The sequence below is a fragment of the Reyranella sp. genome (assembly GCF_004297405.1).
Classification (GTDB): domain Bacteria; phylum Pseudomonadota; class Alphaproteobacteria; order Reyranellales; family Reyranellaceae; genus Reyranella.
The window spans coordinates 154,506-179,974 of the sequence record NZ_SCVC01000006.1 but is presented as its reverse complement, the minus strand read 5'-3'; the positions used below and the strand labels follow the sequence as shown (position 1 = coordinate 179,974).

The window sequence follows — 25,469 nt, the reverse complement described above, 5'->3', positions numbered from 1 at the left end:
CTACCAGACCTAGTCCTTCTTGGGGGGCGGCAGACGCAATCCGATGTGCAACTCGCGCAGCTTTTCGGCAGGCAGTTCGGTCGGCGCATCCATCATCAGGTCGACGGCCTGCTGGTTCATCGGGAAGCAGATCACTTCGCGGATGTTCGGCTCGTCAGCCAGCAGCATGACGATGCGGTCCACGCCGGGTGCCGCGCCACCGTGCGGCGGAGCGCCGAACTTGAAGGCGTTGAGCATGCCGCCGAAACGCGCCTCGACGTCTGCATTGCTGTACCCCGCAATGCCGAACGCCTTGTACATGATCTCCGGACGGTGGTTCCGGATGGCGCCCGAGCAAAGCTCGATGCCGTTGCAGACGATGTCGTACTGCCACGCCTTGATGGTGAGCGGGTCCTGCGTCTCCAGCGCCTCGAGTCCGCCCTGCGGCATCGAGAAGGGGTTGTGGCTGAAGTCGATCTTCTTGGCCTTCTCGTCGTATTCGAACATCGGGAAGTCGACAATCCAGCAGAAGCGGAACTCGTTCTCGGCGATGACACCCAGCTCCTGGCCGACCTTGGTGCGCACCTGACCTGCGAATTTCCAGGCGGCTTCCGGCTTGTCGGCGACGAAGAACACCGCATCGCCGTCCTGGGCGCCGGTCAGCGCCTTCAGCTTCGCGAGACGATCCCCCGTCACGAACTTGGCGATCGGTCCCTTCCCTGCTCCGGCTTCGAGGATGATGTAGCCGAGACCCGGCTTGCCCTCGGACTGGGCCCAGGAGTTCAGCTTGTCGAAGAAGCTGCGCGGCTGTGCGGCCGCCCCCGGCGCCCGCAATGCCCGCACGACGCCGCCCGAGTTGACGATGCTTGCGAAGACCTTGAAGTCGGAGCCCGCAAAGACCTCGCCGGCATCGACGATGCGCAGCGGATTGCGCAGGTCGGGCTTGTCGGTGCCGTAAGTCAGCAGCGCCTCGGCATACGGGATGCGCGGGAACGGGAACGGCGTCACCTTGCGCGGGGTCTCGCGACCGAAGCCGGCGAACTCCTCGAACACGCCGCCCAGTACTGGCTCGATGGCGGCAAAGACGTCTTCCTGCGTAACGAAGCTCATCTCGAAATCGAGCTGATAGAACTCGCCCGGCGCCCGGTCGGCGCGCGCATCTTCGTCGCGAAAGCAGGGCGCGATCTGGAAGTAGCGATCGAAGCCCGACACCATCAGCAACTGCTTGAACATCTGCGGCGCCTGCGGCAGCGCGTAGAACTTGCCCGGGTGCAGCCGGCTCGGCACCACGTAGGAGCGTGCGCCTTCCGGACTATCCGCTGTCAAGATCGGCGTCTGGAACTCCATGAAGCCCTGGTCGATCATGCGCCGGCGCAAGGACGCGATGACCTGGCTGCGCAGCATGATGTTCTTGTGCAGCTTGTCCTTGCGCAGGTCGAGGAAGCGGTACTTGAGGCGCAGCTCCTCCGGCGTCGTGTCGTTCTCCTGGTAGACCGGGATCGGCAGCGGATCGGCCATCGCCTGCACGACCATCTCGGCAGCGTCCAGTTCGACCGCGCCCGTCGCCAGCCGCGCGTTCACCGTGGACGGTTCGCGGGCAAGCACCTTGCCGGTCACCGTGATCACGCTCTCGTTGCGCACGCCCTCGGCCGCCTTGAAGACGGGGCTGCTCGCGTCCACCACCACCTGTGTCACGCCATAGTGATCGCGCAGGTCGATGAACAGCAGATTGCCGTGGTCGCGCTTGCGCTGGACCCAGCCCGACAGACGGGCCTGCTGGCCGACATGCTCCGGCCGCAACTGGCCGCACGTATGGGTTCGGTAGACAGAAGACATTACGTATTTTCCGGGTTTTAGAGGCCCGGCAAAAGGCACGGAAAGCGCTGATAAGTCAAGGGAAGGCGCCCTTTTCGAGGGGACCTTTGCCCCCCGCCGCTCCGCCCGCTATAGAACCCCGTAATGAAGCTCATTACCACGACAGATGAATTGGCCGCCTTCTGCAAGCCGCTGGCCGATACCGAGTTCATCACCGTCGACACCGAGTTCATGCGTGAGCGGACCTACTGGCCCAAGCTCTGCCTGGCCCAGGTCGCCGGCCCCGAAGACGCGGCCGCAATCGACGCGCTGGCCGACGGCATCGACCTCGCCCCGCTCGACGAATTGATGGCGAATCCCAAGGTCCTGAAGGTCTTTCACGCTGCCCGCCAGGATCTTGAAATCTTCCACCTGCGCCTGAACAAGGTGCCGGGTCCGCTGTTCGATACCCAGGTCGCCGCCATGGTCTGCGGCCATGGCGAGGCCGCCTCCTACGAATCGCTCGCCACCAAGCTCGCCAAGGCCAAGATCGACAAGTCGAGCCGCTTCACGGACTGGAGCCGCCGTCCGCTCAGCGAACGGCAGATCACCTATGCCCTGTCAGACGTCACCCATCTGCGCGTGGTCTATGAAAAGCTGAAACGCCAGCTCGACAAGACCGGTCGGTTCTCCTGGATCGCCGAAGAGATGGCGGTGCTGAACGATCCGGCGACCTACCGTGCCGATCCCGAGATGGCCTGGCGGCGGCTGAAGCCCCGCGGCTCCTCGCCCCGCCTGCTGGCGATCCTCAAGGAAGTGGCGGCCTGGCGCGAGCGTACGGCGCAGCGCATCGACATTCCCCGCCAGCGCCTGCTGCGCGACGAGCAGCTCCTCGAGATCGCGAGCCACGCCCCCAAGACGATCGAGGAGCTGGCCATGACGCGCGGCCTCGGTCGCGGCTTCGCCGAAGGCTGGCAAGGACGAGAGCTGATCGAGGCGATCGATCGGGCCCGTGCCCTGCCCGACTCCGAACTGCCCGCCCGTGAACGGCCGACCGAACAGTTGCGCGCACCGAGCGCCGTCGTCGATCTCCTGCGCACCTTGCTGCGACTCAAGGCCGAGCAGGCCGGCGTTGCGGGTCGCCTTGTCGCAAACGCCGACGAACTCGACCGCATCGCGGCCGGCAAGCGCGACGTCCCGGCCTTGAAGGGATGGCGACGCGAAGTGTTCGGAGCCGAAGCCGTCGACCTGATCGAGGGCCGGCTCGCGCTGGCTCTGGCCGGCGATCAGGCCAAGCTCATCCCGATTCCGGCTGAGGCTGAGGTTTAGGCCGCGACGATCATCGGTTTGAGATCGAAGGCCTCGGCCGCGGTCTCGAGTCGGCGGGCCGTGACGTCGCCCAGAGTGCGCCGCAGGTTTCCCGGCACCAGCAGGCGCAACTCACGCTCGGTACGGCGGAGTTGGAGCTGGGGCAGCAAGCCGGGCGCACCGCCACTCAGATTGTAGGCGAGCCGCAGGCAGGCACCGAGGCGCTTGGCATAGGCGCGGCCCCTGCTGTCCGACAGACGAAGCGCGGTATCGATCATCGCCGACTTGGGATCGCTCTTGTAGCGATAGGTCATCGTCATCGCGAGTACCGCCCGCTCGCGGTGATTCATGCCCGGCGCCGGCAGGTGCAACACCCGGAAATAAGCCTGGTCGGCGCGATAGTCGGGATGATCGTCCCACGAGATATCGCTGAGATGGCAGGCCGCCGTGCGCAGCACGCGATCAGTCTCGCTCTCGCCGGCGAAAGCCGGTGTCAGCCAGTCGAAGATTTCCTGGGGCGAGAGATCGAAACGCCGCCAGCCCGCGCCCTGCTCTTCGGCGAAGGCGATCAAAGGATGGCGCTCGCGCTCGATCGCGCTCAGTCGCGAATAATAGAAACCCTCGCGCAGGCCGAAGGCGGAGAAGACGACACTGCGCGGCTTCAGGACGCCCAGCAGCCGGTCGAGCGCCAGGCAGGCCAGCGGCAAGGTGTCGACACGACGGCGCGACACGCCCGGCATCTTCTCCAGCGACTTGGCGCTTTGCACCGCGATCAGCCGCGCCACCGCGCGCGTCTCCTCGGCGGATATCTCGTATTGATGGATGATGTGCAGCGGATAGCCCGCCTGCTCCATGTGCAGACGGGCAAAGGATCGCCAGGCGCCACCAACGGCATAGAAGGTCTTGCCCTGCTCCTCGCGCAACCAGCGTACGCTCTCGACCGCTTCGACGATGCTCTTCTTCGGATCGCCGCGGCCCGACGACATCAGCCGCAACGGACCGACCGGCAGTGTGCTCGACGCGCCGAGACGGCCGCCGCTCAGTGCCGACAGTTCGAGGCTGCCGCCGCCCAGATCGCCCATGACACCGTCGGCATCGGGCATGCCGCAGATCACGCCATAGGCCGAGAAGCGCGCCTCGTCCTGGCCGCTGACCGTATGGGCCACGATACCGGGCCGGCTGGTGATTTCGCGCATGAAGTCTGCGCCATCGACTGCATCGCGCACGGCGGCCGTCGCCACGAGATCGAGCGTCGTCACCTTCATGTTGTGTGCGAGAGTCATGAAGCGGTCGATGTTGACCAGCGCCATCTCGACGCCTTCGGGATTCAACCGCCCCGTCGCGTCGAGGCCACGGGCAAGACCGCACAGCACTTTTTCGTTGAAGACAGGCAGAGGCGCACGGCTCGCCCGCTCATAGACAACGAGACGGATCGAGTTCGAGCCGACGTCGATGATCCCGACGCGGCCCCGGTCGAGGGGGGCTCGCATCTCAGGGGCGCCTGCGGTGCGTTCGCCGTCCATGCGCGCTCCGTCTAGCCGAAACCACGCGGGATTGCAGCGCCGGATTTCAGCCCTCGCGGGGGCGCGACCCGACGCCGCTGCCGCCTCAAAAAACCCTAAAAACCTATCAGGAACTCAGGACAAGGCGCGGTACGGCGCCGCTTAGTTTCAGGGCGCTGCCGCGACCCGACAGCGACGGGTTTGTCATAAAATAGTGATGTGCAATGAAGGGTTCCTTGGCAGCGCGCGGCCGACGGTAGTCGCCGTCCGGCGTCATCAGCCAGCTCTGCCCATCATCCTTCAGGTTGGCGACCATGATCTGGTCGAGCACCTGCTCCCTCACGGTCTGGTTCTCGACCGGGCACAGGAGCTCGACGCGACGGTCGAGATTGCGCGGCATCCAGTCGGCCGACGAGATGAAGACCTTGGCGTCGAGCGACGGCAACGCCTTGCCGTTGCCGAAGCAGACGACGCGCGCATGTTCGAGGAAGCGCCCGATCATGCTCTTGACCCGGATATGCTCGCTCAAGCCCGGCACGCCGGGCCGCAGGCAGCAGATGCCGCGGATCACGAGATCGATCTGCACGCCGGCACGCGATGCTGCGTAGAGATGATCGATCAGCTTGGCGTCGACCAGCGAGTTCAGCTTGGCCCAGATCGCCGCCGGACGGCCTGCCTTGGCGTTGACGATCTCGGCATCGATCAGGCTGATGAGCGTCGGACGCAGGGTCACCGGCGCGAAGGCGATCTTCTCCATCTGCTCCGGCCGCGCGTAGCCCGTCATGTAGTTGAACAGGCGCGCCGCATCGCGGCCCATCGCCGGATCGCAGGTGAAGAACGAGAGGTCGGTATAGATGCGTGCCGTGATCGGGTGGTAGTTGCCCGTGCCGAAATGGACATAGGTCCGCGTCGACTGCGCCTCGCGCCGCACCACCATCGAGACCTTGGCGTGGGTCTTGAGATCGATGAAGCCGTAGACGACCTGGACGCCCGCGCGTTCGAGATCGCGCGCCCAGCGGATATTCGCTTCCTCGTCGAAGCGCGCCTTGAGTTCGACCAGCGCCGTCACCGTCTTGCCGGCCTCGGCGGCCGCGATCAGCTCCTTGACGATCGGGGAATCGTGGCTGGTGCGGTAGAGCGTCTGCTTGATCGCCACCACCGCCGGATCGCGCGCCGCCTGGCGCAGGAACTGCACCACGACGTCGAAGCTCTCGTAGGGGTGATGGACGACGATGTCCTTGGCCCGGATGGCCGCGAAGCAGTCACCGCCGAAGTCGCGGATGCGCTCGGGGAAACGGGCATTGTAGGGCGCGAACTTCAGGTCGGGCCGGTCGTCGATGATGATCGCCTTCACGTCGCCGATATTGAGCATGCGGTCGAGATGGAAGACGTGCACGGTCTGGGTTTGCGCAGGAACCTCGAGCTGGTCGAACAGGAAGTCGCGCAGCTCCGCAGGCATAGCGCTGTTGACTGAAATCGAAATCAGGTCGCCGCGGCGGCGGCGCTTCAGCGCGCTCTCGTAGAGCAGCACGAGATCTTCGGCCTCTTCGTTGATCTCGACGTCGCTGTCGCGGATCACTCTGAAGAAAGCGCGTTCGATCACCTCGTAGCCGGGGAACAGCCGCGGCAGGTAGATGTCGATCAGGTCTTCGAGCGGCAGGAGCCTGATCTCCGATCCGGGGAGGCGCACGAAGCGATCGACCTGCGGCGGCAGCGGCAGCAGGGCCATCAGCGGTCGGCGGTCGTCCTTGCGGTGCAGCTTCAGGATGCCCGAGAAGCCGCCATTGGGAATGAACGGAAACGGATGCGCCGGATCGATCGCGAGCGGCGTCAGGATCGGGAACACCTGGTCGATGAAATACTGATCGAGCCAGTTGCGCTCGCCGTCAGTCAGCTCACCGGCATCGAGGACGGCAATCCCCACGCCGCGCAAATCGTCCTGCAGCGTGGCCCAGACATCCTGCTGGTGCGCCATCAGGATCGAGGCGCGGTCGAGAATGGCGGAGAGCTGTTCCGACGGCGTCATGCCGTCGTCGCTCAACTGGGTCGAGCGGGTCTGCAGCATGTCGACCAGGCCCGCAACACGGACCATGTAGAATTCGTCGAGATTGGCCGCCGAGATCGACAGGAAGCGCACGCGCTCCAGGAGCGGATGGCGCGGATTGCTGGCCTCTTCGAGAACTCGGGTATTGAAGGCCAGCCACGACAGTTCGCGATTGATGAAGCGGCGGGGGCTGTCGGGTGGTATTTCGAGAGCCGTTGTCTGGTCGGCCGTTGTGTTGAGCACGTCCATATGGACCCCGAGCGGGGCACTCTCCCTTAGGTTCATCGAAACGGTATCGTCTCCACATGACCATGTCATGGCAATTCCGTAATGCGTTGTTCTGAAAAGATTTTCCTGGGCGGATCGCATGAAGACAGTTCTCCTCCTGCGCCATGCGAAATCGTCCTGGGACAGTGCCGCCCAGAACGACCACGACCGTCCTTTGAACCGGCGCGGTGAGCGGGCCGCCGATATTCTGGCCGACCATCTGGCGGCCAAAGGCCCTCGCCCCGACCTGATCCTCTGCTCGACGGCCATGCGGACACGCCAGACCCTGGCGCCGTTGGTGAAGGCATTGGGCCTCCCCGCCCCACCGATATCCCTGGAGAAGGAACTCTACCTCGCCTCGGAGGATGCGCTGCTCGAACGATTGCAGGCGCTGGCGGAGGTTGTGCAGACCGTCCTGCTGATCGGCCACAATGATGGAATCGGCCAGCTTGCCGGCACCCTGGCGGGCACTGGACGTGAGCCGGCGTTGGGGCAGCTGCGCGAAAAATATCCGACCGGCGCACTGGCGACGTTACGCTTCGCCAATGGCCTCTGGAGCGCCCTGGCTCCGGGCGCCTGCGAACTTCTGGCCTTTGTCAGGCCCCGCGATCTGGACAGGAGTTGAGCCCACTCCGATCATTCGTGCAATCGATTGCACAGGGCCGTTCCCTCTTACTACCCCACGAACCGTGCGCCCGGTGCCAGCCGAAGGATCCAGTCTCGTAGGCCCGAGACACGAGCAAATTCCGAATGCTCGCCGTAAGTCGCCTTGCCGGTGCCGTTGGCATTGATGCCCACGATCACCCAGCCGAACCGTTCGCTTCGCATCCAGGCTGAACCGCCGCTGTCGCCGGATCCCAGCAACCCGTCGAGACGACCCGCACCCTCGCTCTCGCGCCGGAGCGTCACCTGCAGCCAGTTGCCACCATCGCTGCCCCGCGGCGGCGGCACGATGGCGTCCATCAACGCGTCGATCACGTTGGTAGCGGCCGCTGCCCGGCCGGACGAGTTGTTGTAGATGTCGTTCTCACCTACCGAGCCGATACCGCGCATGCCGTAGCCCACCATGACGATCTGCTTGCCCAGTTCGTCGCGGCCGGCATAGAGCGCCGGCGGTGGGCCGGCGTCCGTCAGCGGCCCGTCGAGGCGTACGATGGCGGCATCGAAGCCGCTGCGCTCGTCGTTGCTGCGGTTGTAGAAGGGATGGGTATCCAGGCGCACGCCGCGCCGCACCGTGCCGCCGGCGCTGCGATAGAGATAATTGTCGGCGCCTTCGCCGGGTTCGAAATTATGCCCCGAAGTCAGCACCACACCTTCGCTCGCTCCACTCGGGCCCGGCATATTGCCGATCCAAGTGCCCGATGCCTCGTCCCATGTCTCTCCGTCATCGTCCGACAGCGCCATGACGCTGGCGAACTGCAGTTGGCGGGCTAGCGCCTCGTGGGCGACGAAGCCTTCGCTTTCGCGGCCGGGCCCGCCGCCTTCGGCGTGCCAAGTGCTGTCGAGAATGACCACCGCACCGGCCGGGCGGAGCGCGGCAGGAAAAAACGTGGCAGGAACAAGCACGCCGGCCAGCAGCCGACGTCGGAAGAGCGAACGCATCGAAACAACCACTGTTACTACAGTTGCATTATCCAGGAGGTTCTAGCTCCACGTGCGACCATGCTTCAGGACGCGATGATCAGTGGCGAATCGATTGGAGATACGCCGCCTCTGTGGGCCTAGGCGTTGCGCGACACCAAGCGACGCATCCAGCCGCCCACCGCTGCTACCAGGTCATCCGGAATCCGGCGGAGAGGGAGTGGGTGTCGTCGCGGCCGGTGATCTCGCCGTCGTAGCGGGCATAGATCGAGGTCGAGGCGCCAATCTGCGCGTTGAGACCGAGGCCGACCACCGCCGCGTCGCGCAGAGGCTGGGCGCCGTAGACGGTGAAGGGTACGGCCGGGGCACCGGCAAAGGCCGCCGTCATCGGCCGCGCCGTGTCGGCATATTCATGCGCCCAGCCCAGCCGGATCGTGACCCCCAGCGGACGCTCCATGCCCACCGGGATGTTGGCGCCGAGATCCGCACCAATGATCGTGCGCACCGAGGTCGTGTTCTGCTGCGTCACGCTGAGGTTCAGCGACTGAGCACCGGACTCGTTGAAGGCATTCTGCGACACCGCCACGGTCTGGAAGCGCGCGAAGGGCGTGATCGTCGCCTGCGCCGCTTCGAGGAGGCCGATCCGGTAGCCCGCCTCGATCTGACCCAGAAACTGGTTGGCGCCCGTCTGGCCGCTGGCGATGCGGGTGGCCAGGCCCGGGATCGCCATGACCCGCTGCAGGCGGTTGTCGCTGTAGGCGTAGCCCGCCAGCGCATCGACGTAGAGGCCACCCTGGTTGAACGAGGCATAGAGCGCGGCGCTGTAATTGTCGGCGTTGCCGTTACCCATGAAGCCGTTCACCCATTGCCGGCCGCTCGAGTAGCCGACGGCCAGGCCCACCAGGAAGCGCGGGTCGAGGCGATAGTCGACGCCCACGGCGCCGCCGCCGAGATTGTAGGTGAGCGTGCCGGCATTGGTGTTGCCGCCGACGCTGCCGAAGCCGCCCAGGCCGCTGATCCAGGCTCCCCATTTCGGCAGGCCCTGGCTATCGCAGGCGACCACGCAGGCCTCCGCCAGCGCCACGCGCGTGGTGCCGGGTCCTCCGTTGCGCGCCTGTGCCACCTGCTGGCCCAAGGCATTCATGAACACCAGCGAGGCGCCGACGTTCACCGTGCCGAACCCGGTATAGGGCTGGCCGCTGATCGCATCGAGCGCGGCCGGCCCCTGCTGGGTGTTGAGCCCGGCCAACGCGTTCAGCACCGTGTTGAAGTCGCCGGTCGCCGTCGGCGAGGCGATATCGAGCGCCGTACCGACGGCGAACTGGTTGAGAGTCTGCGCGCCGGCGGCGAAGGCGTTCGCCGTCTGGGCCAGCAGCAGATAGACGTTGTTGGCATCGTAGCTGAGGCTGGGCGTCAGGAAGGCGAGATTGCTGGTCACACCGCTGTAGGTGCCGGTGAGGCCGCCCGTAGCGGTGACGATGGTGTAGGTCGTGTTGCGCTGGTAGGTGCCCGAGGCCGCCAGCACCTGCACCGTCGCTCCGCCGCCGAGCGTGGCCGTGCCGGTGGCGACGATCTTGTCGTTCTGGCCGCCGCTGTTGGCCTCGACCTGGTAGATACCGCCGTTCTGCACGAAGTTGCCGGTGACGTTCAGCGTCCCGATTGAGTTGCCGGGCGCCACGGTGCCGTTGGTGCTGGTGAGCTGGCCGATGATCGTGCCACTGCCGCCGATCATGCCGCCGGTCCCGACCACGACGTTGCTGGTCAGGCTGCCGTTCACCGCCAGCACGCCAGCCGATACCGTCGTGCCGCCGCCCACGACATTGTTGCCCGTGAGGCTCAGCAGGCCTGTACCGGTCTTGGTCAGGCTGCCCGTGCCCGTGATCGCACCGGCATAGGTCCCATTCGTGCTCTGGTCGAACACCAGGGCCGCATTGTTGACGATGTTGCCCTGCAGGCTCGACGTCGTGCCCGTGAGAGTGCCGCCCGACACCATTGTACCGCCGGTGTAGGTGTTCGTGCCGGTCAGCGTGAGGTTGCCGGCACCGTTCTTGGTGAGGCCGCCCGTGCCCGACATTGCACCACTGTAGGTCCCGTCCGTGCTCTGGCCGAACACCACCGCAGCATTGTTGACGATGTTGCCCTGCAGGCTCGTCGTCGTACCCAGCAGCACGCCACCCGACACCGTCGTGCCGCCGCTATAGGTATTGGCGCCGGTCAGCGTGAGGTTGCCGGCACCGTTCTTGGTGAGGCCGCCCGTGCCCGACATTGCACCACTGTAGGTCCCGTCCGTGCTCTGGCCGAACACCACCGCGGCGTTGTTCAGGATGTTGCCTTGGAGACTCGTCGTCGTGCCGGTGAGCGTGCCGCCCGACACCGTCGTGCCGCCGCTATAGGTGTTGGCGCCGGTCAAGGTCACGTTGCCCGGGCCGGTCAAGGTGAGCCCGCCGGTTCCTGACATAGCACCACCGTAGGTGCCATCGGTGCTCTGGTCGAATACCACCGCGGCGTTGTTCAGGATGTTGCCCTGCAGGCTCGACGTCGTGCCGGTCAGCGTGCCGCCCGACACCGTCGTGCCGCCGCTGTAGCTGTTGGTGCCGGTCAGCGTCACATTGCCTGCGCCGGTTATAGAGAGCCCGCCTGTGCCGGACATGCTGCCGGCGTAAGTGCCGCCCGTGCTTTGGCTGAACACCACCGTAGCATTGTTGGTGATGTTGCCCTGCAGGCTCGACGTCGTGCCCTGCAGGATACCGGCCGTTACCGTCGTACCGCCGCTGTAGCTGTTGGTGCCAGCGAGAACGAGCGTTCCGGCGCCCGTCTTGGTCAATCCTCCGGTGCCGGAGATCGCGCCCTGCAGGGTGAGCGTATTGCCATTGGTGTCGAACGTGCCGCCGGGCGTCGTCAGCGTGATCGGCCGTGCGATGGTGAAGCTTGCCGTCGCCTGCAGCGTGCCGCCGACCAAGGTCAGCGTCGTGCCTGCCGCACCGAAGGCGCTGTCGGAACCGGCCTGCACCGTGCCGCCGCTGATCGCCGTGCCACCGGTATAGGTGCTGCTGCCCGTCAGCGTCACCGTGCCGGGGCCCATATAGGCGATGCTGCCGCTGCCGCTGATATCGCCTGCGAACGTGACGTTGTCGGAGCGGTTGAAGGCCAGCACGCCGTTGTTGATCACGTCGCCCGCGATCATGCCGGTGGTACCACCGTTGCCGAGCTGCAGGATGCCGCCAGAGATGACCGTCCCACCGGTGTAGGTGTTGTCCGCAGTCAGAATCAGCGTCCCGGCACCCGTCTTTGTTAGCTTTCCGGGGCCGGTGATCACGCCAGCCAGGGTCAGCGCGTTGCTGTTGGTGTCGAAGGTGCCGCCCCCTCCAGCAAGCGTAACTGGCCGCGTGCTGGTGAAGCTCGCCGTCGCCTGGATCGTGCCGCCGGCAAGGGTCAGCATTGCGCCCGCCTCACCGAAGGCGCTGTCGGAGCCCGCCTGCACCGTGCCGCCGACGATCGCCGTGCCGCCGGTGTAGGTGTTGGCGCCCGTCAGGGTCACGATGCCCGGACCCATGTAGGCAACGGCGCCGTCACCGCTGATATTGCCTGCGAAGGTGATGTTGTCGGAACGGTTGAAGGCCAGCACGCCGCCACTCTCGATGCCGACGTTGCCCGCGATCATGCCGGTGGTGCCGCCATTGCCGAGCTGCAGGGTGCTGCCGCCCAGGATGGTCGTGCCACCGGTATAGGTGTTATTCCCCGTCAGGATCAGCGTGCCCGCGCCCAAGACTGCGAGCGCGCCGCTGCCCGACATGGTGCCGGCATAGGTGCCGTTCGAGGTCGCGTCGAAGCCGACGGCGGCATTGTTCACGATGTCGCCTTGCAGGCTCTCCGCGGTGCCGACCAGCGTGCCGCCCGACACCAGCGTGCCGCCAGTATAGGTGTTCGTGCCGGTGAGCATCACCGTGCCCGTACCCGTCTTGATCAGGCCGCCCGTGCCCGACATGTTGCCGGCATAGACGCCATCGGTGCCTTGCGCGAAGCCAACGGTGGCATTGTTGATGATATTGCCCTGCAGGCTCGTCGTCGTACCCAGCAGCACGCCACCCGACACGATCGTTCCACCCGTATAGGTGTTCGTTCCGGTGAGCGTCACCGTGCCGGTGCCGGTTATGATCAGGTTGCCGCTGCCCGAGATGTTGCCGGCGTAGACGCCGTTGGTGCTCTGGCTGAAGCCGACGGTTGCATCGTTGACGATGTTGCCCTGCAGGCTCGCCGTCGTGCCCAGCAGCACGCCGCCCCACACCGTGGTGCCGCCGCTATAGGTATTGACGCCGCCGAGGAAGAGCGTGCCGTCGCCCGACTTGGTGAGTCCCCCGCCGCCGCCGATTGCACCCATCAGGGAGACGTCGAAGCTGTTGGTGTCAACGATGCCGCCACCCGCACCCAGGGTGATCGCACGCGTGCTGGTGAAGCTTGCCGTCGCCTGGATTGCGCCGTCGGACAGGGTCAGCATCGACCCGGCGCCGCCCAGCGCGGCATCCGAACCGATCTGCACCCCGCCGCCGCCGGTGATGGCCGTACCGCCAGTGTAGCTGCTGGTGCCGGTCACGGTGACGAGGCCAGGTCCCATGTAGGACACCGCGCCGTCGCCGCTGATATCACCGCCGAAGGTAATGTCGTCGGAGCGGTTGAAGGCCAGGATGGCGCCGCTCGCCAGCACGACATTGCCGGCGACCATGCCGGTGGTGCCACCATTGCCGAGCTGCAGGATGCCCGCCGAGACGGCGGTCACGCCGGTATAGGCATTGTTGGCGGTGAAGACGAGCGTGCCGCTGCCCTGCTTGGTGAAGCCGCCGCCGCCGCTGATGACGCCGCCGAAGGTGGTCGAGTTCGACGTGCCGGCAATGAGCGTGTTGCTGCCCAGCGTCACGAGGCTGCCGGCAACGCCGGTGAGATCCTTCACGGTCTGATTGATGGTGCTGCCCGAGATATCGAACGTTGCGCCCGCAGCGGTGAGATTGACGCCACTCGACGCCGCGATGCTGCCCGCGCCTTCGAGGATCAGGGTGGCATTGCCCCCGACGGTCGTGGCGCCCGTGTAGGTATTGGTGCCTCCCAGGCCCTGATACGCGCCAGCGGCCAGTGTCAGCCCGCCGCCGCTTCCGCCGCCGAGACCGCCATCCTGCAGCACGCCATTGAAGGTGCCGCTGAGATTGGTGATGGTGAGCGTCTTTCCGCCGAGGTTGATGACGCCGATCCCCCCCGCAGCAGGATCGAACAAGCCGCGGACCGACGCACCGGCCGTCGTCTGCGAGATATCGAACACGGCCGTGCCATGGCCGGCTGTCGGCGCAAAGCTAATGTAGAGCGAGTTCGCGATCGAACCTGCCCCCTTCAATGCCAGCGTGGCGCCTTCCCAGACCTGCGTGACGTTGCGGTAGGTCGACACGTTGGTGAGCGTCATCGATCCCGCGAAGATCTGCAGGCCGCCGAAGCCACCACCATCGACGAGCGTGCCGCCGAACTCGCCCGAAGCGTTCCGGATCACCAGCCCGTTGTTGCCGAGCTGCACCGTGCCGCTGCCGGCCAGGTTCTGGATGGGGTTGAAGCCGAAGCTGCTGGCGCTGATGTCGAAGGTCGCGCCGCTGGCCACTGTCACCAGGCTCGAATCCGAAATACTGCCGTTGCCCGACAGTGCCAGCGTACCGGCATTGATCGTCGTCGCGCCGAGGTAGGTGTTCACCTCTGCGAGCGTCAGCGTGCCGCTGCCGGCCTTCGTCAATCCGCCGGAGCCGCCGATCGCCTGGGCAATCATGGTGTTGAAGCCGTTGGTATCGATCGTGCCGCCGCCGAGTTCGAGCGCGATGGCGCGCGTGTTCTCCAGGTCGAAGCTTGCCAGGAACTTCAGCGCGCCACCGTCGAACGTGACCCCGCCATTCGCGTCGCCGAGATTGCCATCGCTCGAAACCGCAATGGCGCCGGCCTTGATCGTCGTGCCACCGGTGTAGGTGTTAGCGCCACCGAGGGTCAGCGTGGCCGTACCCTCCTTGACCAGCCCGCCATTGCTAGGCCCTCCGAAGGGATCCGCCATGATGAAACCGGAGAAGGTCGTATCGATCGAGGAGATAACGGTCAGATTGGCATCGCCCAGGACAACCGCCGAGTTCGCAACACCGCTCAGGTTCTGGACTGCCACCGATGTAAGGCAACTGCATGCGATGTCGAAGATCGCGGTAGCGCCGGTGAGATTGAGGCTGCTCGACGTGGCGATGCTGCCATTGCCTTCGAGAATCAGGGCGGCATTACCCTCGATGGTCGTGGCGCCCGTGTAAGTGTTCACGCCGGTCAGGACCTGGACCGCAAGGCTTGCGATGCGGAGACTGCCGCCCGTCCCGCCGCCGATGCCGCCGTCCTGGATCACCCCGCTGAAGAAGGGCGAACCGACCGTGATCTTGAGTTCCTTCGACCCCAGGGCAACGACGCCGCCGTCGAAGCCGGTGTCGATCAGGCCGAGGATGGAAGCACCCGACGTCGTCTGGGAGATGTCGAAGGTCGCCGTCCCCGGACCTCCGATGAAGTCGACGCCGGCGTTGACCATCGACCCCGCCCCTTTGAGCGCGAGGGTGCCGCCGCCGCGAAGCTCCGCCGGGCCAGTGAAGGTCGAGGCGCCTGATAGGGTAAGCGTTCCGTTGCGGATCTCGATGCCACCGAAATTGCCGCCGTCTTTGATCACGCCGGAGAACTCGGTCGAGCCGTCGGTGATCCTCAACACGTTGGCGCCGAGCTGGACCGTGCCGGCGCCCGCCAGTGTCTTGATGTTGTTGATGAAGACGTTGTTGCTGATGTCGAAGGTGGCGTCGCTGGCGACCGTCACCACGGCCGACTCGGAAATCCTGCCGCCGTTCGCCAGCGCCAGCGTGCCGGCGCTGACTGTCGTGGCGCCGGTATAGGTGTTGTCGCCTTCGAGCGTCAGCGTGCCGCTGCCGATCTTCGTGAAGGACCCGCCGAGGGCGCCTCCCAGTCCGTTGTCGGCAATGACGCCGCGGAAGGTGGTCGAATTCGTCGTGCCGGCGGTCAGTGTATGATTGCCGAGCGCTACCGTGCTGCCGGCGACACCGCTCAGATCCTGGATGGTCTGATTGCCGCTGCTGCCTTCGATGGTGAAGGTCGTGCCCGCCGCAGCGAGGTCGAGACCGCTCGACGAGGCGATGCTGCCGCTTCCGGAAAGCGCCAGCGTGCCGGCGTTGATCGTCGTGTCGCCCTGGTAGGTGTTGACGGCCGTCAGGACGAGCGCACCGAGGCCGGTCTTGGTCAGGCCGCCTGTGCCACCGATCACGCCGTTCTGCGTGAGCGACTGGCTGAGCGCCACCAGGATGGTGCCGCCGCCGGCATTCAGAGTCGTCGCGCGCGACATCGTGAACGATGAGATCGCCATCAATGTGCCGCCGTCGAACGTCAGGCCGCCAGTGGCCTCACCCAACCTGTCGTTCGACGACACGAACAGCGTACCGCCATTGATCGTCGTGCCGCCCTGGTACGTGTTGACGCCGGCCAGCGTGAGCGTACCGGCGCCGGTCTTGGTCAAGCCGCCCGCGCCGCCGATCGCGCCGTTCTGTATGAGCGTCGTGCTGCTCGCCACCTCGAAGGTGCCACCGCCCGCATTCAGAGTCGTCGCGCGCGACATCGAGATGTCCGCCGTCGTTCGCAGCGTACCGCCGCCAAATGCCAGCCCGCCGTTGGCATTGCCTAGCCTGCTATTCGCGTCCACCGACAGCGTGCCGGCATTGATCGTCGTGCCGCCCTGGTAACTGTTGGTCGAGTTCAGGCTGAGGTCACCCTCACCGGTCTTGATAAGCCCGCCGGTGCCGCCGATCTCGCCGTTGTGAATAAGCGTCGTACCGCTTGCCACCTCGAAGGTGCCGCCACCCGCATTCAGCGTCGTCGCGCGGCTCATCAAAAAGGTTGCTGTCGTCTGCAGCGTACCGCCATTGAAGGTGAGTGAGCTGGGGCCGAAACCCAGGGGGCTGTTTGACGCAATCGAGATCGTGCCGGCATTGATCGTCGTGCCGCCCTGGTAATTGTTCGCGCCGTGGGTCAGCACCAGGGTACCGGCGCCGGTCTTGATCAGGCCACCAGCTCCATTGATCATGCCGCTGTGCGTGAGCGTCGTGCCGCTCGCCACATCGAAGGTGCCGCCCGTATTCAGCGTCGTCGTACGCGACAGCGTGAAGGTTGCCGTCGTCTGAAGTGCGCCACCTCCGAACACCAGCCCCCCGCCGGCGTCACCCAGGTTGTTGTTTCCTGCAATCGAGATCGTGCCTGCGTTGATCCTCGTGCCACTCCAGTAGGTGTTGGCGGCGGTCAGGACGAGCGTCCCAGTGCCGGCCTTGGTCAAGGTGCCGGCGCCGCCGATCACGCCGTCGTGCGTGAGCGTCGTGCCGCTCGCCACGTCGAAGGTTCCGCCGCCCGCATTCAGCGTCGTCGCGCGGGACATCGAGACGTTCGCCGTCGTCTGAAGCGTGCCGCCGCCAAAGGTCAGGGTGCCCGAGGCTGCGCCGATATTGGCATCGCTCGAAATCGAGATCGCGCCACCGTCGATCGTCGTGCCGCCTAGGTAGGTGTTGACGCCGGCAAGTATGAGCGTACCGCCACCGGTCTTGGTCAAGCCACCTGCGCCGCCGATCACATCATTCAGTAAGAGCGTCGTGCCCGTCGTCACCTCGAAGGTACCGCCGCCGGCATTCAGCGTCGTCGCGCGCGCCATCACGATGTTTCCGATCGTATGCAGCGTGCCGCCATCGAAGGAAAGCGTGCCGGCACCGTTACCCAGGTTGTTGTTTGCCACAACCGTGATCGTGCCGGCGTTGATCGTCGTACCGCCCCCGTACGTATTGATGCCGGTCAGGACGAGCGTACCGTTGCCGGCCTTGGTGAGGCCGCCTGCGCCGTCGATCACGCCCCCCTGCGTGAGCGTCGTGCCGGGCTCCACATCGAAAGTGCCACCACCCGCATTCAGCGTCGTCTCGCGCGACATCGTAAACGTGGAAAGTGTCCGAAGCGTGCCGCCACCAAAGGTGAGTGTGCCGGCGGCGTTACCCAGGTTGTCGTTTGCCACAACCGTGATCGTGCCGGCGTTGATCGTCGTACCGCCCTGGTATGTGTTGCTGCCGTTCAGCACGAGCGTGCCGGCGCCGGTCTTGGTCAGGCCGCCGGCTCCGTCGATTACAGCGTCTTGCCTGAGCATCGTGGCCACGTCGAAGGTGCCGCCGCCCGCATTCAGCGTCGTCGCGCGTGACATGATGAACGCCGCCGTCGTCCGCAGCGTGCCGCCGCCGCTGAAGGTCAGACCGCCGCTGGCATCGCCCAGGTTGTTGTTTGCCGCAATCGAGATCGTGCCAGCGTGGATCCTCGTGCCGCCCTGGTAGTCATTGGCGCCGGTCAGGACGAGCGTACCGGAAGAGGCCATGGTGAGACGGCCCGAGCCGCTGATCACGCCGTTATGTGTAAGGTTGGTCCCCACCTCAAAAGTGCCGCCACCGGCATTCAGGGTCGTCGCGCGCGACATCGTGATGTTCGCCATGGTTCGCAGCGTGCCGCCGTTAAACACCAGGCCGCCGTTGACATGGCCAAGCGCGGTGTTCGCGGACACCGTCACGTAGCCGTCATTGATCGTCGTGCCGCCCTCGTAGGTATTGACGCCGTTCAGGATGAGCTGACCGTCACCGGACTTGGTGAGACGCCCCGCGCCGCTGATTGCACCGCTGTGCGTGAGCGTCGTGGCGCTCGCCACGTCGAAGGCGCCGCCGCCAACATTCAGCGTCGTCGCGCGTGACATCGCGAACGTTGCCGTCGTCCGCAGCATGCCGCCGCCGAAGGTCAGCCCACCGCTGGTGTCACCCAGATTGTCGTTCGCCGCAATCGAGATCGTGCCGGCGTTGATCGTCGTGCCGCCGGTGTAATTGTTCGAGCCCGACAGCGTCCAGTTGCCGGCCCCTTCCTTGACGATCGATCCGCCGCTCCCGGTAATCAAGCCACCGTAATTCGTCGACAAGTTGTTGCCGCCTACGGTGAGCTGCTTGTTCCCGAGGAGCACCACCCCCTCGGTGCCGGCGAGGGAGCCAATCGCCGCACCGGCACTCGTGAGCTGGTAAATCTCCAGGCTGCTCTCGGCCCCGACGAGTGTAACTTCGGCCTGTCCGCCGCTGCCGTATTCCAGGAAACGTACCGACGAACCATTGCTCGCCGTGACCTTCGCATTCGCCAACGTCGCGCCGGGCCCCGGCGGGGGGCCAGGATTAGTACCGGTGACAAGTACATCGCCGTCGTTGAGATTGATGATCGCCGTGCCGGCGCTCGATGTATCGCCGAAGGTAACCGCTGCGCCACTGGAAATGGAGAATGTCGCATTACCAGCCGTTGCAGAATTCCAGAATGTATAACCAAGACCAGCGCCAGCAGCGGTGAAGGTCTGTACGTTCGAGGAATTATTGACGATTCCGCTGCCGCGAAAGAGCATCCTGCCGTTGAAAGTATAGGCTTGGGCCAGACTGTCGAACTGGAATGTACCGACGCTCCCCCCGGTAGGGTTATCAACGGTCGATGTTCCCGTCGCCCCGAATGTCGCTGTTCCGGAAGAACCGGGCATCGACCCTCCCGTCCAGTTACTTCCGAGAGTGTATTGGCCGGTCGCCCCCAGCCAGGTCTGCGCGTCCGCCCCGAACGGGGTCAGCGCCGTAGCGCCCAAAAGACACGCAACAGCCAGCCGCGCCTTGCGCGCCACATTCACGCTACGCATTCCCACCACTCCCAAACCCCACCACAGGCTTTGGGAGCGTCTTTAGCACTTCAACCGTAAAGTGTCTCGCCCGATGCAACTAAAGCGTCGGGATATCCTCGGCGCTCAGTACGTACCGGGGTACTGGCCGCCATCCATCAGGATGTTCTGGCCCGTCATGTAGCCGGCGTGGACACTGCAGAGGAAGGCGCACATCTTGCCGAACTCCTCGGCCGTTCCAAAGCGGCCCGCCGGATGTGCCTTCGCGCTTGCAGCATACTCCTGCTCGAACGCGACCCCGGCCTTAGACGCCCGCACGCGCATCGTGCCGCGCAGGCGGTCGGTATCGAAGGGCCCGGGCAGCAGGCCGTTGATCGTGACGCCGTGGCGTACCGTCGTGCGGGCGACGCCCGCGACGAAGCCGGTGAGGCCCGAGCGGGCGCCGTTGCTGAGGCCCAGGATATCGATCGGCGCCTTCACCGAGCTTGAGGTGATGTTCACGATGCGGCCGAAGCCGCGCTTCATCATGCCGTCGACCGACGCCTTGATGAACTCGATGGGCGTCAGCATGTTGGCGTCGAGCGCCTTGATCCAGTCGTCGCGATTCCACTCGCGGAAGTTGCCCGGCGGCGGGCCGCCGGCATTGTTCACGATGATGTCGGGCTCCGGGCAGGCCGCGAGCACCTGGTTGCGGCCGGCTTCCGTCGTCACGTCGACGGCGACCGCCGTCACCTTGACGCCGAACTTCTTGGCGATCTCTTCTGCCGTCGCATCGAGTTCCGACTTGGTGCGGGCGTTGATCACCAGATCGACACCCTCTTCTGCCAGCGCCATCGCGCAGCCCTTGCCCAGGCCCTTGCTGGCCGCACACACGATCGCCTTGCGACCTTTGATGCCCATGTCCATGACGCGTTCCTCTCTAAAGTAATCAGATTCTTATTGTCGTTCTGAGCGCTGCGAAGGACCTCATCGCCGCACGTCACAGGTGCTCTCTGCTGCCAACGCCATGAGATCCTTCGCTAGAGGCGCATGTGAATGCGCCCTGCTCAGGATGACAAGGAGCAGCCTCAGTTCACGCGGGTCCAGATCTGCGTTTCGCCGAACATCGGCGTGCCGACATAGCCGCGCAGGCGGAGCTTGCCGTCGGGTTGCAGGCTGATGTTGGCGTTGTAGGTCTTGCCGTTCTCGCCATTGTAGATGTGGCCGTCCTCGAAGCTGTTGGGATTGGACGTGGCCTTGAAGCCCCAGATCAGCGGCATGCCGATCACCTTGCGGCTGCGCAGCGCGGGGTTCTCGTTGTGGTAGTCGTTGGCGACATCGGGCGCGACGACCTTGCCGTCCGGCCCCTTGGGATTGATGAGCCCGACAACGAAGCCGCAGATCGGCCCGCTCGCCGCATCGGGACAAGGACCGATCTTGACCTGCGCCACGCCCGAGGCGGTGAGCCACGTTCCCGCCACGCCTTGCTGCGCCGAAGCGGTCGAGGCCGTCGACGCCAGCACGCCCAACGCGGCCGCCAGTACGAACGTCTTCATCGTCTTCCTCCCCCTACGACGCGCCGCTGATTTCAGCCAACACGTCGATTGCCAACCGGCGGTCGATCTCGCGCCGTTCCGCCAGCGCGCGCCGGTCGAGCGCTGCGACGACGCGACGGGCCGCCTCGGCCGAGCGCTCCATGCGCGACACGAGATACTGCACGACACCCGCGCCCGCGTGCAATTGCCGGTCGGCCAGTTGCTTCAGGATGATCGACCCCAGGAGTTCATCGTCCGGCGGGGCCACGGCGACGGCCGGTGCCGCCCGCAACCGCGAGGCGAGGTCCGGCAGGGCGATAGACCAGCGCGCCGGCGGCTCGGGCGAGATCAGCAACAAGGAGCCCCGCCGTTCGCGCATCAGATTGTAGAGATGGAAGAGAGCCCGTTCCGGTGCGCGCTGCGCCTCCTCGATCACGATCGCGGGCGACGCCGCGGCAAGGTCCGTGAGGTCGGCGACGCTCTTGCCATCGAGGTCGGTTCCCTCGATCACCACCGCCCCGCTCTGCGCGGCCCATATGCGGCCGAGATGGGTCTTGCCGCAGCCGGTGGGGCCATTCAGCGCCAAGGCCGGTGCCGGCCAGTCGGGCCAGCGATCGATCCAGGCCAGCGCCTCGCGATTGCCGTCGGCCACGACGAAATCCTCGCGTGCATAGGTGGGCGGTGGGAGTGCGAGATCGAAGGTGAGTTGGTTCGCCATGCAGGGTCCGGCGTGCCGGTGGTCAGTCGACCGTGCCGCGATAGATATCGCTTTCGCGGTAGCGCGCAAGGAGATGTCGGACGATCACGCCCATCACCGCCGCGACGGGAACGGCGACAAGGACGCCGACAAAGCCGAACAGCACGCCACCGGCCAGCAGGGCGAACATGATCCACACCGGGTGCAGCCCGACCCGATCACCCACCAGCTTGGGCGAGAGCACATTGCCTTCCAGGGTCTGGCCGAACAGGAAAACGGCTGCGACCTTCACCACGCCCATCCACTCCGGCGGGAACTGCGCCAGCGCCATGCCGATCGCCATCACGGCCCCGACGAAGGTGCCGACAAAAGGGATGAAGGAAATGGCGCCGGCGATCAGCCCGATGACCAGCCCGAACTGCAGGCCGACCAGCGACAGGCCGATGGCGTAGATCGAACCCAGGGCGAGGCAGACCAGCGCCTGGCCGCGTACATAGCCCGCGATGGCGGCGTCGGACTCATGGGCGAGCTTGCGGATCGTGCTGGCATGATCGCGCGGCAGGGCGCCGTCGATCGCCGCCAGCACCTTCTCCCAATCGCGCAGCAGATAGAAGGTGACGACGGGTGTGATGAACAGCAGGCCCAGCAGATTGATGATGGCGACGCCGCGTTGCGCGATGGTGCCGGCCACGCCACCGGCGACGGCGAGCGCCTTGCCGGCCCATTGCGTCGCTTCGGTCTGCAGGTCGTTCATGGTGAGCGGCGACAGCCCCAACCTGTCGCGCAGAGGCTCGATCAGTGGCTGGATCTGTGCGACCGCCTTCACGAAGTATTCCGGCGCCTTGACGATCAGCGCCTGTATCTGCCCGAAGAGCGGCGGCAGGATCGCCATGAAGACGCCGACGGCCAACAGGACGGCGACGATCGTCACCGCCGTTGTCGCCATGGTGCGCGACAGGCCCATCCGCTGCAGGCGCACGACGACGGGATCGAGGAAGTAGGCCACGACCATGCCGACGACGAACGGCAGCAGGATGTCGTTCAGCAGCCACAGGACCAACAGGAAGGCGGCGGCCGCGACGACCCAGAAGCGCCAGCGGCCCGACGTGGTCACCTCGGTTGCAGGCGCCACTGATCGGCATCCTTGGCCAGCACGAGGCCGGCTTGCGCCAGCGTGCGCTGCAATTCGTCCGTCGTGCCGAAGTAGTCCAGCCGCAGCTCGGCGCGATCCGACTCGAGCTGCTTCACCGCCACGTTCTTGACCGACGGCACCGAGCCCAGCCGCTGGCGGACCTGCACCCAGTCGCCCAGCGCACGGATCGGCACGATGACGTCGAGCGAGTCCTGCGAGTCGCGCCGCACCGTCGCGATCCCGCGCCAATCCTCTTCGACCTTGGCATGCGCCTTCTTGGCAGCGTCGGGGAGTTGCTTGCTGTCGGTCAGCGACACTTTGGGGATCTCGCTCCGCTGGCCGGTCTGCGTGTCGTACCGCAGGCCGCTTACGGTGAGCGGGCCTGACGCCTTGTCGCCCTCGACGGTCACCACGATGATCATGGGCGCGCGATAGCGGGCATTGAGCCGCGACAGGGCCGAGATGTCGCCGACATAGGCTTCCTCGGGCGACATCGCGCCTTGGTCGGTCTGGTCGCCGCGCATCACGGTCAGCGGCACGGCGCTGTTGGGATTGTCGAGCTGCTGCCAGGCGTCACGCCATGCATTGCGATCGTCCAGCGGCTGCAGGCCGTCCCGGCCCTTCCACAGCGGCACCACCAGCGCCGGCTTCTGGACGGTCTCGACGACCTTGGCGCCCGAGCCGCTCATCCAGGCTTTCACCTGGTCCGGCGCAAAGACGACGTTCAACGTGGCGATGTAACGGCCGGGCGCCGAGCGATCGCGCACGAACTCGACGCCGCGGACCATGCTCTCGAGCTGGGCGTCATTGACCTGCGGCAAGCGCGCGCGGTCCTCCGGCGCCACCATTCGATCCACAAGGATCTGCAGGGCCTTGCGGCGGGCATCGCGGATGCCCTGGTCGCGCGCCTTCACGGGATCGGGGCCCGTGGCATCGACATCGACGCCATCGACAGCGTAGGCATTGCCGGCCGGAGCCTGCGCAAAGGCGCCCACCGACAGGGTGCCGGCGGCTAAGGCCGCGAGGAGCGCGGCGACAATCGTGGAAAACCAGCGGCCTATCGGCATTGCGGGGGTCCGGTTTTTGGCTATGTTCGCGCCACCTACTTAGCATGAATGAGCCCGGCTTGAAGCCCGACGCCCCTCACGACGATTCTCCCGACGACGCCTCCGAAGGGCGTGGCCACAATCGGCCGCCCCTGACTTACAAGGATGCGGGCGTCGATATCGATGCGGGCGACGAACTCGTCGAGCACATCAAACCACTCGCACGCAGCACGAATCGTCCTGGTGTAATGGGCGGACTCGGCGGCTTCGGCGGCCTGTTCGATCTCAAGGCTGCGGGCTTCAAGGATCCCATCCTGGTGTCCGGCACCGACGGCGTCGGCACCAAGCTCAAGGTCGCCATCGAAGCGGCGGTGCCCGATACGGTCGGCATCGATCTCGTGGCGATGTGCGTCAACGACATCGTCGTGCAGGGCGCCGAGCCCCTCTTCTTCCTCGACTACTATGCGAGCGGCCATCTCGACGTCGATGTCGGACGTCGCCTCGTCGCGGGGATCGCCGAAGGTTGCCGGCGTGCAGGCTGCGCGCTGGTCGGTGGCGAGACGGCCGAGATGCCCGGCATGTATGCCGACGGCGACTATGATCTCGCGGGCTTTTCCGTGGGCGCTGCCGAACGCGACGCGCTGTTGCCGCGCGCCGACATTGCGGTCGGCGACGTGGTGCTGGGCCTCGCATCGAGTGGCGCGCACTCCAACGGCTATTCGCTGGTGCGCCGCGTCGTCGAGCGTAGCGGGCTCAAATACACCGACAAGGCGCCCTTCGCCGACAAGACGCTGGGCGAGGCGCTGCTGGAGCCGACGCGTATCTATGTGAAGCAGGTGCTGCAGGCGGTGCGAGCAACCGGTGCGATCAAGGGCCTGGCGCATATCACCGGCGGCGGCCTGCCCGGCAACGTGCCGCGCTGCCTGCCCGATGGCCTACGCGCACGCCTCGATGCGCGGCGCTGGACGGCGCCTGCCGTCTTCCGCTGGCTGCATGACGTGGGCCAGGTGCCCACCGACGACATGCTGCGCACCTTCAATTGTGGGCTCGGCATGATCGTCGTGACGGCAGCGGCCGACGCCGAGCGCGTCGCCAAGGCGCTGACCGAGGCCGGTGAAACCGTGCACCAGGTCGGCACGATCGAGCGAGCGCCGACCGACGAAGCCGACTGCGTCGTGGATCACGCCGACACTCTATGGCGAAGCTGAAGGTCGGCGTTCTGATCTCGGGACGCGGCAGCAACATGGCGGCGCTGATCCGCGCCGCCGAAGCCGCCGACTATCCCGCCGAGATCGCCTGCGTCGTGAGCAACAAGGCTGACGCGCCGGGCCTCGCGATAGCTGCGGCGGCAGGCGTGCCGACGGTGGCGATCTCGCATCGCGACCATCCCGACCGCGAAGCGTTCGATCGCGCGGTTTCGGCGGAGCTGGAGCGCCATGGCGTGGGCTTCGTGGTGCTGGCGGGCTTCATGCGCATCTTCAGCCCATGGTTTCCCACGCGCTGGGCGGGACGGCTGATCAACATCCACCCATCCCTGCTGCCGGCCTTCAAGGGAATGCACGTGCACCGGCAGGCACTCGATGCCGGCGTGCGGTTGAGCGGCTGCACCGCGCATCTCGTGACCCCCGATCTCGACTCTGGGCCGATCATTGCCCAGGCGGCCGTGCCGGTGCTTGCCGACGATACCGAGGAGACACTTTCAGCACGCATCCTGCGGCAGGAGCATCGCCTCTACCCACTGGTAGTGCGCTGGTTTGCGGAGGGCCGGATCGCCGTCGACGGCGAAAAGGTCGCGGTTAACGGCGTTCCGCGTGCGGCGACGCTCCTCTTCTCGCCGGAACCCTAGTTC

At 65.9% G+C, this 25,469-nt stretch carries 14 protein-coding genes; 4 read left to right on the top strand and 10 right to left on the bottom strand.

The genetic code is table 11. The features are described from left to right. Positions 1 to 9: 9 nt before the first annotated feature. Positions 10 to 1,815 carry an aspartate--tRNA ligase gene (aspS, locus tag EPO50_RS03010; protein WP_296341169.1) on the bottom strand — a complete coding sequence of 602 codons (1,806 nt, stop codon included), beginning with the start codon at positions 1,813 to 1,815 and terminating at the stop codon, positions 10 to 12. 123 nt (positions 1,816 to 1,938) lie between these two features. Between aspS and rnd the strand changes: the two genes are divergently transcribed. Beyond that, positions 1,939 to 3,102 carry a ribonuclease D gene (gene rnd / locus EPO50_RS03005; RefSeq protein WP_296341168.1) on the top strand — a complete coding sequence of 388 codons (1,164 nt, stop codon included), beginning with the start codon at positions 1,939 to 1,941 and terminating at the stop codon, positions 3,100 to 3,102. Here rnd and EPO50_RS03000 read toward each other — a convergent pair. Both EPO50_RS03000 and EPO50_RS02995 read right to left on the bottom strand, forming a co-directional pair. Continuing rightward, on the bottom strand, positions 3,099 to 4,604 hold the full coding sequence (locus tag EPO50_RS03000) for a Ppx/GppA family phosphatase (protein ID WP_296341167.1): 1,506 nt from the start codon (positions 4,602 to 4,604) through the stop codon (positions 3,099 to 3,101). The two genes, rnd and EPO50_RS03000, sit on opposite strands and share 4 nt — an antisense overlap. Positions 4,605 to 4,710: 106 nt before the next feature. After that, positions 4,711 to 6,876, bottom strand: coding sequence for an RNA degradosome polyphosphate kinase (locus EPO50_RS02995; RefSeq protein ID WP_296341166.1), 2,166 nt, complete (start codon positions 6,874 to 6,876; stop codon positions 4,711 to 4,713). Between the two features lie 118 nt (positions 6,877 to 6,994). On the opposite strand from EPO50_RS02995, the gene EPO50_RS02990 reads away from it, so the two are divergent. Further along, on the top strand, positions 6,995 to 7,519 hold the full coding sequence (locus EPO50_RS02990) for a histidine phosphatase family protein (protein WP_296341165.1): 525 nt from the start codon (positions 6,995 to 6,997) through the stop codon (positions 7,517 to 7,519). A 50-nt stretch (positions 7,520 to 7,569) separates the two neighbouring features. Here the strand turns inward: EPO50_RS02990 and EPO50_RS02985 are convergent, their stop codons facing one another. The 7 genes from EPO50_RS02985 to EPO50_RS02955 form a co-directional block, all read right to left on the bottom strand. Further along, positions 7,570 to 8,496, bottom strand: coding sequence for a hypothetical protein (locus tag EPO50_RS02985; protein WP_296341164.1), 927 nt, complete (start codon positions 8,494 to 8,496; stop codon positions 7,570 to 7,572). 166 nt (positions 8,497 to 8,662) lie between these two features. Beyond that, positions 8,663 to 18,973, bottom strand: a complete 10,311-nt coding sequence (locus tag EPO50_RS02980) for an autotransporter-associated beta strand repeat-containing protein (protein WP_296341163.1) — start codon at positions 18,971 to 18,973, stop codon at positions 8,663 to 8,665. A gap of 384 nt (positions 18,974 to 19,357) precedes the next feature. Then, positions 19,358 to 20,137: an SDR family oxidoreductase gene (locus EPO50_RS02975; RefSeq protein WP_296341162.1), complete on the bottom strand. Its 780-nt coding sequence runs from the start codon at positions 20,135 to 20,137 to the stop codon at positions 19,358 to 19,360. A 161-nt stretch (positions 20,138 to 20,298) separates the two neighbouring features. Further along, the gene (locus EPO50_RS02970; RefSeq protein WP_296341161.1) at positions 20,299 to 20,766 is read right to left on the bottom strand and encodes a DUF2147 domain-containing protein; all 468 of its coding nucleotides are present in this window, start codon (positions 20,764 to 20,766) and stop codon (positions 20,299 to 20,301) included. Positions 20,767 to 20,779: 13 nt separating this feature from the next. Next, a complete protein-coding gene (locus tag EPO50_RS02965; RefSeq protein WP_296341160.1) occupies positions 20,780 to 21,463 on the bottom strand; it encodes a DnaA/Hda family protein in 684 nt (227 codons plus the stop codon). Positions 21,464 to 21,485: 22 nt separating this feature from the next. Further along, positions 21,486 to 22,574, bottom strand: a complete 1,089-nt coding sequence (locus EPO50_RS02960) for an AI-2E family transporter (RefSeq protein ID WP_296341159.1) — start codon at positions 22,572 to 22,574, stop codon at positions 21,486 to 21,488. Further along, a complete protein-coding gene (locus tag EPO50_RS02955; RefSeq protein WP_296341158.1) occupies positions 22,553 to 23,641 on the bottom strand; it encodes a DUF2066 domain-containing protein in 1,089 nt (362 codons plus the stop codon). The genes EPO50_RS02960 and EPO50_RS02955 overlap by 22 nt, the downstream gene beginning before the upstream one ends. 44 nt (positions 23,642 to 23,685) lie before the next feature. On the opposite strand from EPO50_RS02955, the gene purM reads away from it, so the two are divergent. Beyond that, a complete protein-coding gene (gene purM / locus EPO50_RS02950; RefSeq protein ID WP_296341157.1) occupies positions 23,686 to 24,828 on the top strand; it encodes a phosphoribosylformylglycinamidine cyclo-ligase in 1,143 nt (380 codons plus the stop codon). Next, positions 24,816 to 25,466: a phosphoribosylglycinamide formyltransferase gene (gene purN / locus EPO50_RS02945; protein ID WP_296341156.1), complete on the top strand. Its 651-nt coding sequence runs from the start codon at positions 24,816 to 24,818 to the stop codon at positions 25,464 to 25,466. The genes purM and purN overlap by 13 nt, the downstream gene beginning before the upstream one ends. Positions 25,467 to 25,469: the final 3 nt, after the last annotated feature.

Bases quoted from the DNA above. Each gene is read 5' to 3' on its own strand.
- aspS (WP_296341169.1), bottom strand. From the start codon at position 1,815: ATGTCTTCTGTCTACCGAACCCATACGTGCGGCCAGTTGCGGCCGGAG.
- rnd (WP_296341168.1), top strand. From the start codon at position 1,939: ATGAAGCTCATTACCACGACAGATGAATTGGCCGCCTTCTGCAAGCCG.
- EPO50_RS03000 (WP_296341167.1), bottom strand. From the start codon at position 4,604: ATGGACGGCGAACGCACCGCAGGCGCCCCTGAGATGCGAGCCCCCCTC.
- EPO50_RS02995 (WP_296341166.1), bottom strand. From the start codon at position 6,876: ATGGACGTGCTCAACACAACGGCCGACCAGACAACGGCTCTCGAAATA.
- EPO50_RS02990 (WP_296341165.1), top strand. From the start codon at position 6,995: ATGAAGACAGTTCTCCTCCTGCGCCATGCGAAATCGTCCTGGGACAGT.
- EPO50_RS02985 (WP_296341164.1), bottom strand. From the start codon at position 8,496: ATGCGTTCGCTCTTCCGACGTCGGCTGCTGGCCGGCGTGCTTGTTCCT.
- EPO50_RS02980 (WP_296341163.1), bottom strand. From the start codon at position 18,973: ATGCTCTTTCGCGGCAGCGGAATCGTCAATAATTCCTCGAACGTACAG.
- EPO50_RS02975 (WP_296341162.1), bottom strand. From the start codon at position 20,137: ATGGACATGGGCATCAAAGGTCGCAAGGCGATCGTGTGTGCGGCCAGC.
- EPO50_RS02970 (WP_296341161.1), bottom strand. From the start codon at position 20,766: ATGAAGACGTTCGTACTGGCGGCCGCGTTGGGCGTGCTGGCGTCGACG.
- EPO50_RS02965 (WP_296341160.1), bottom strand. From the start codon at position 21,463: ATGGCGAACCAACTCACCTTCGATCTCGCACTCCCACCGCCCACCTAT.
- EPO50_RS02955 (WP_296341158.1), bottom strand. From the start codon at position 23,641: ATGCCGATAGGCCGCTGGTTTTCCACGATTGTCGCCGCGCTCCTCGCG.
- purM (WP_296341157.1), top strand. From the start codon at position 23,686: ATGAATGAGCCCGGCTTGAAGCCCGACGCCCCTCACGACGATTCTCCC.
- purN (WP_296341156.1), top strand. From the start codon at position 24,816: ATGGCGAAGCTGAAGGTCGGCGTTCTGATCTCGGGACGCGGCAGCAAC.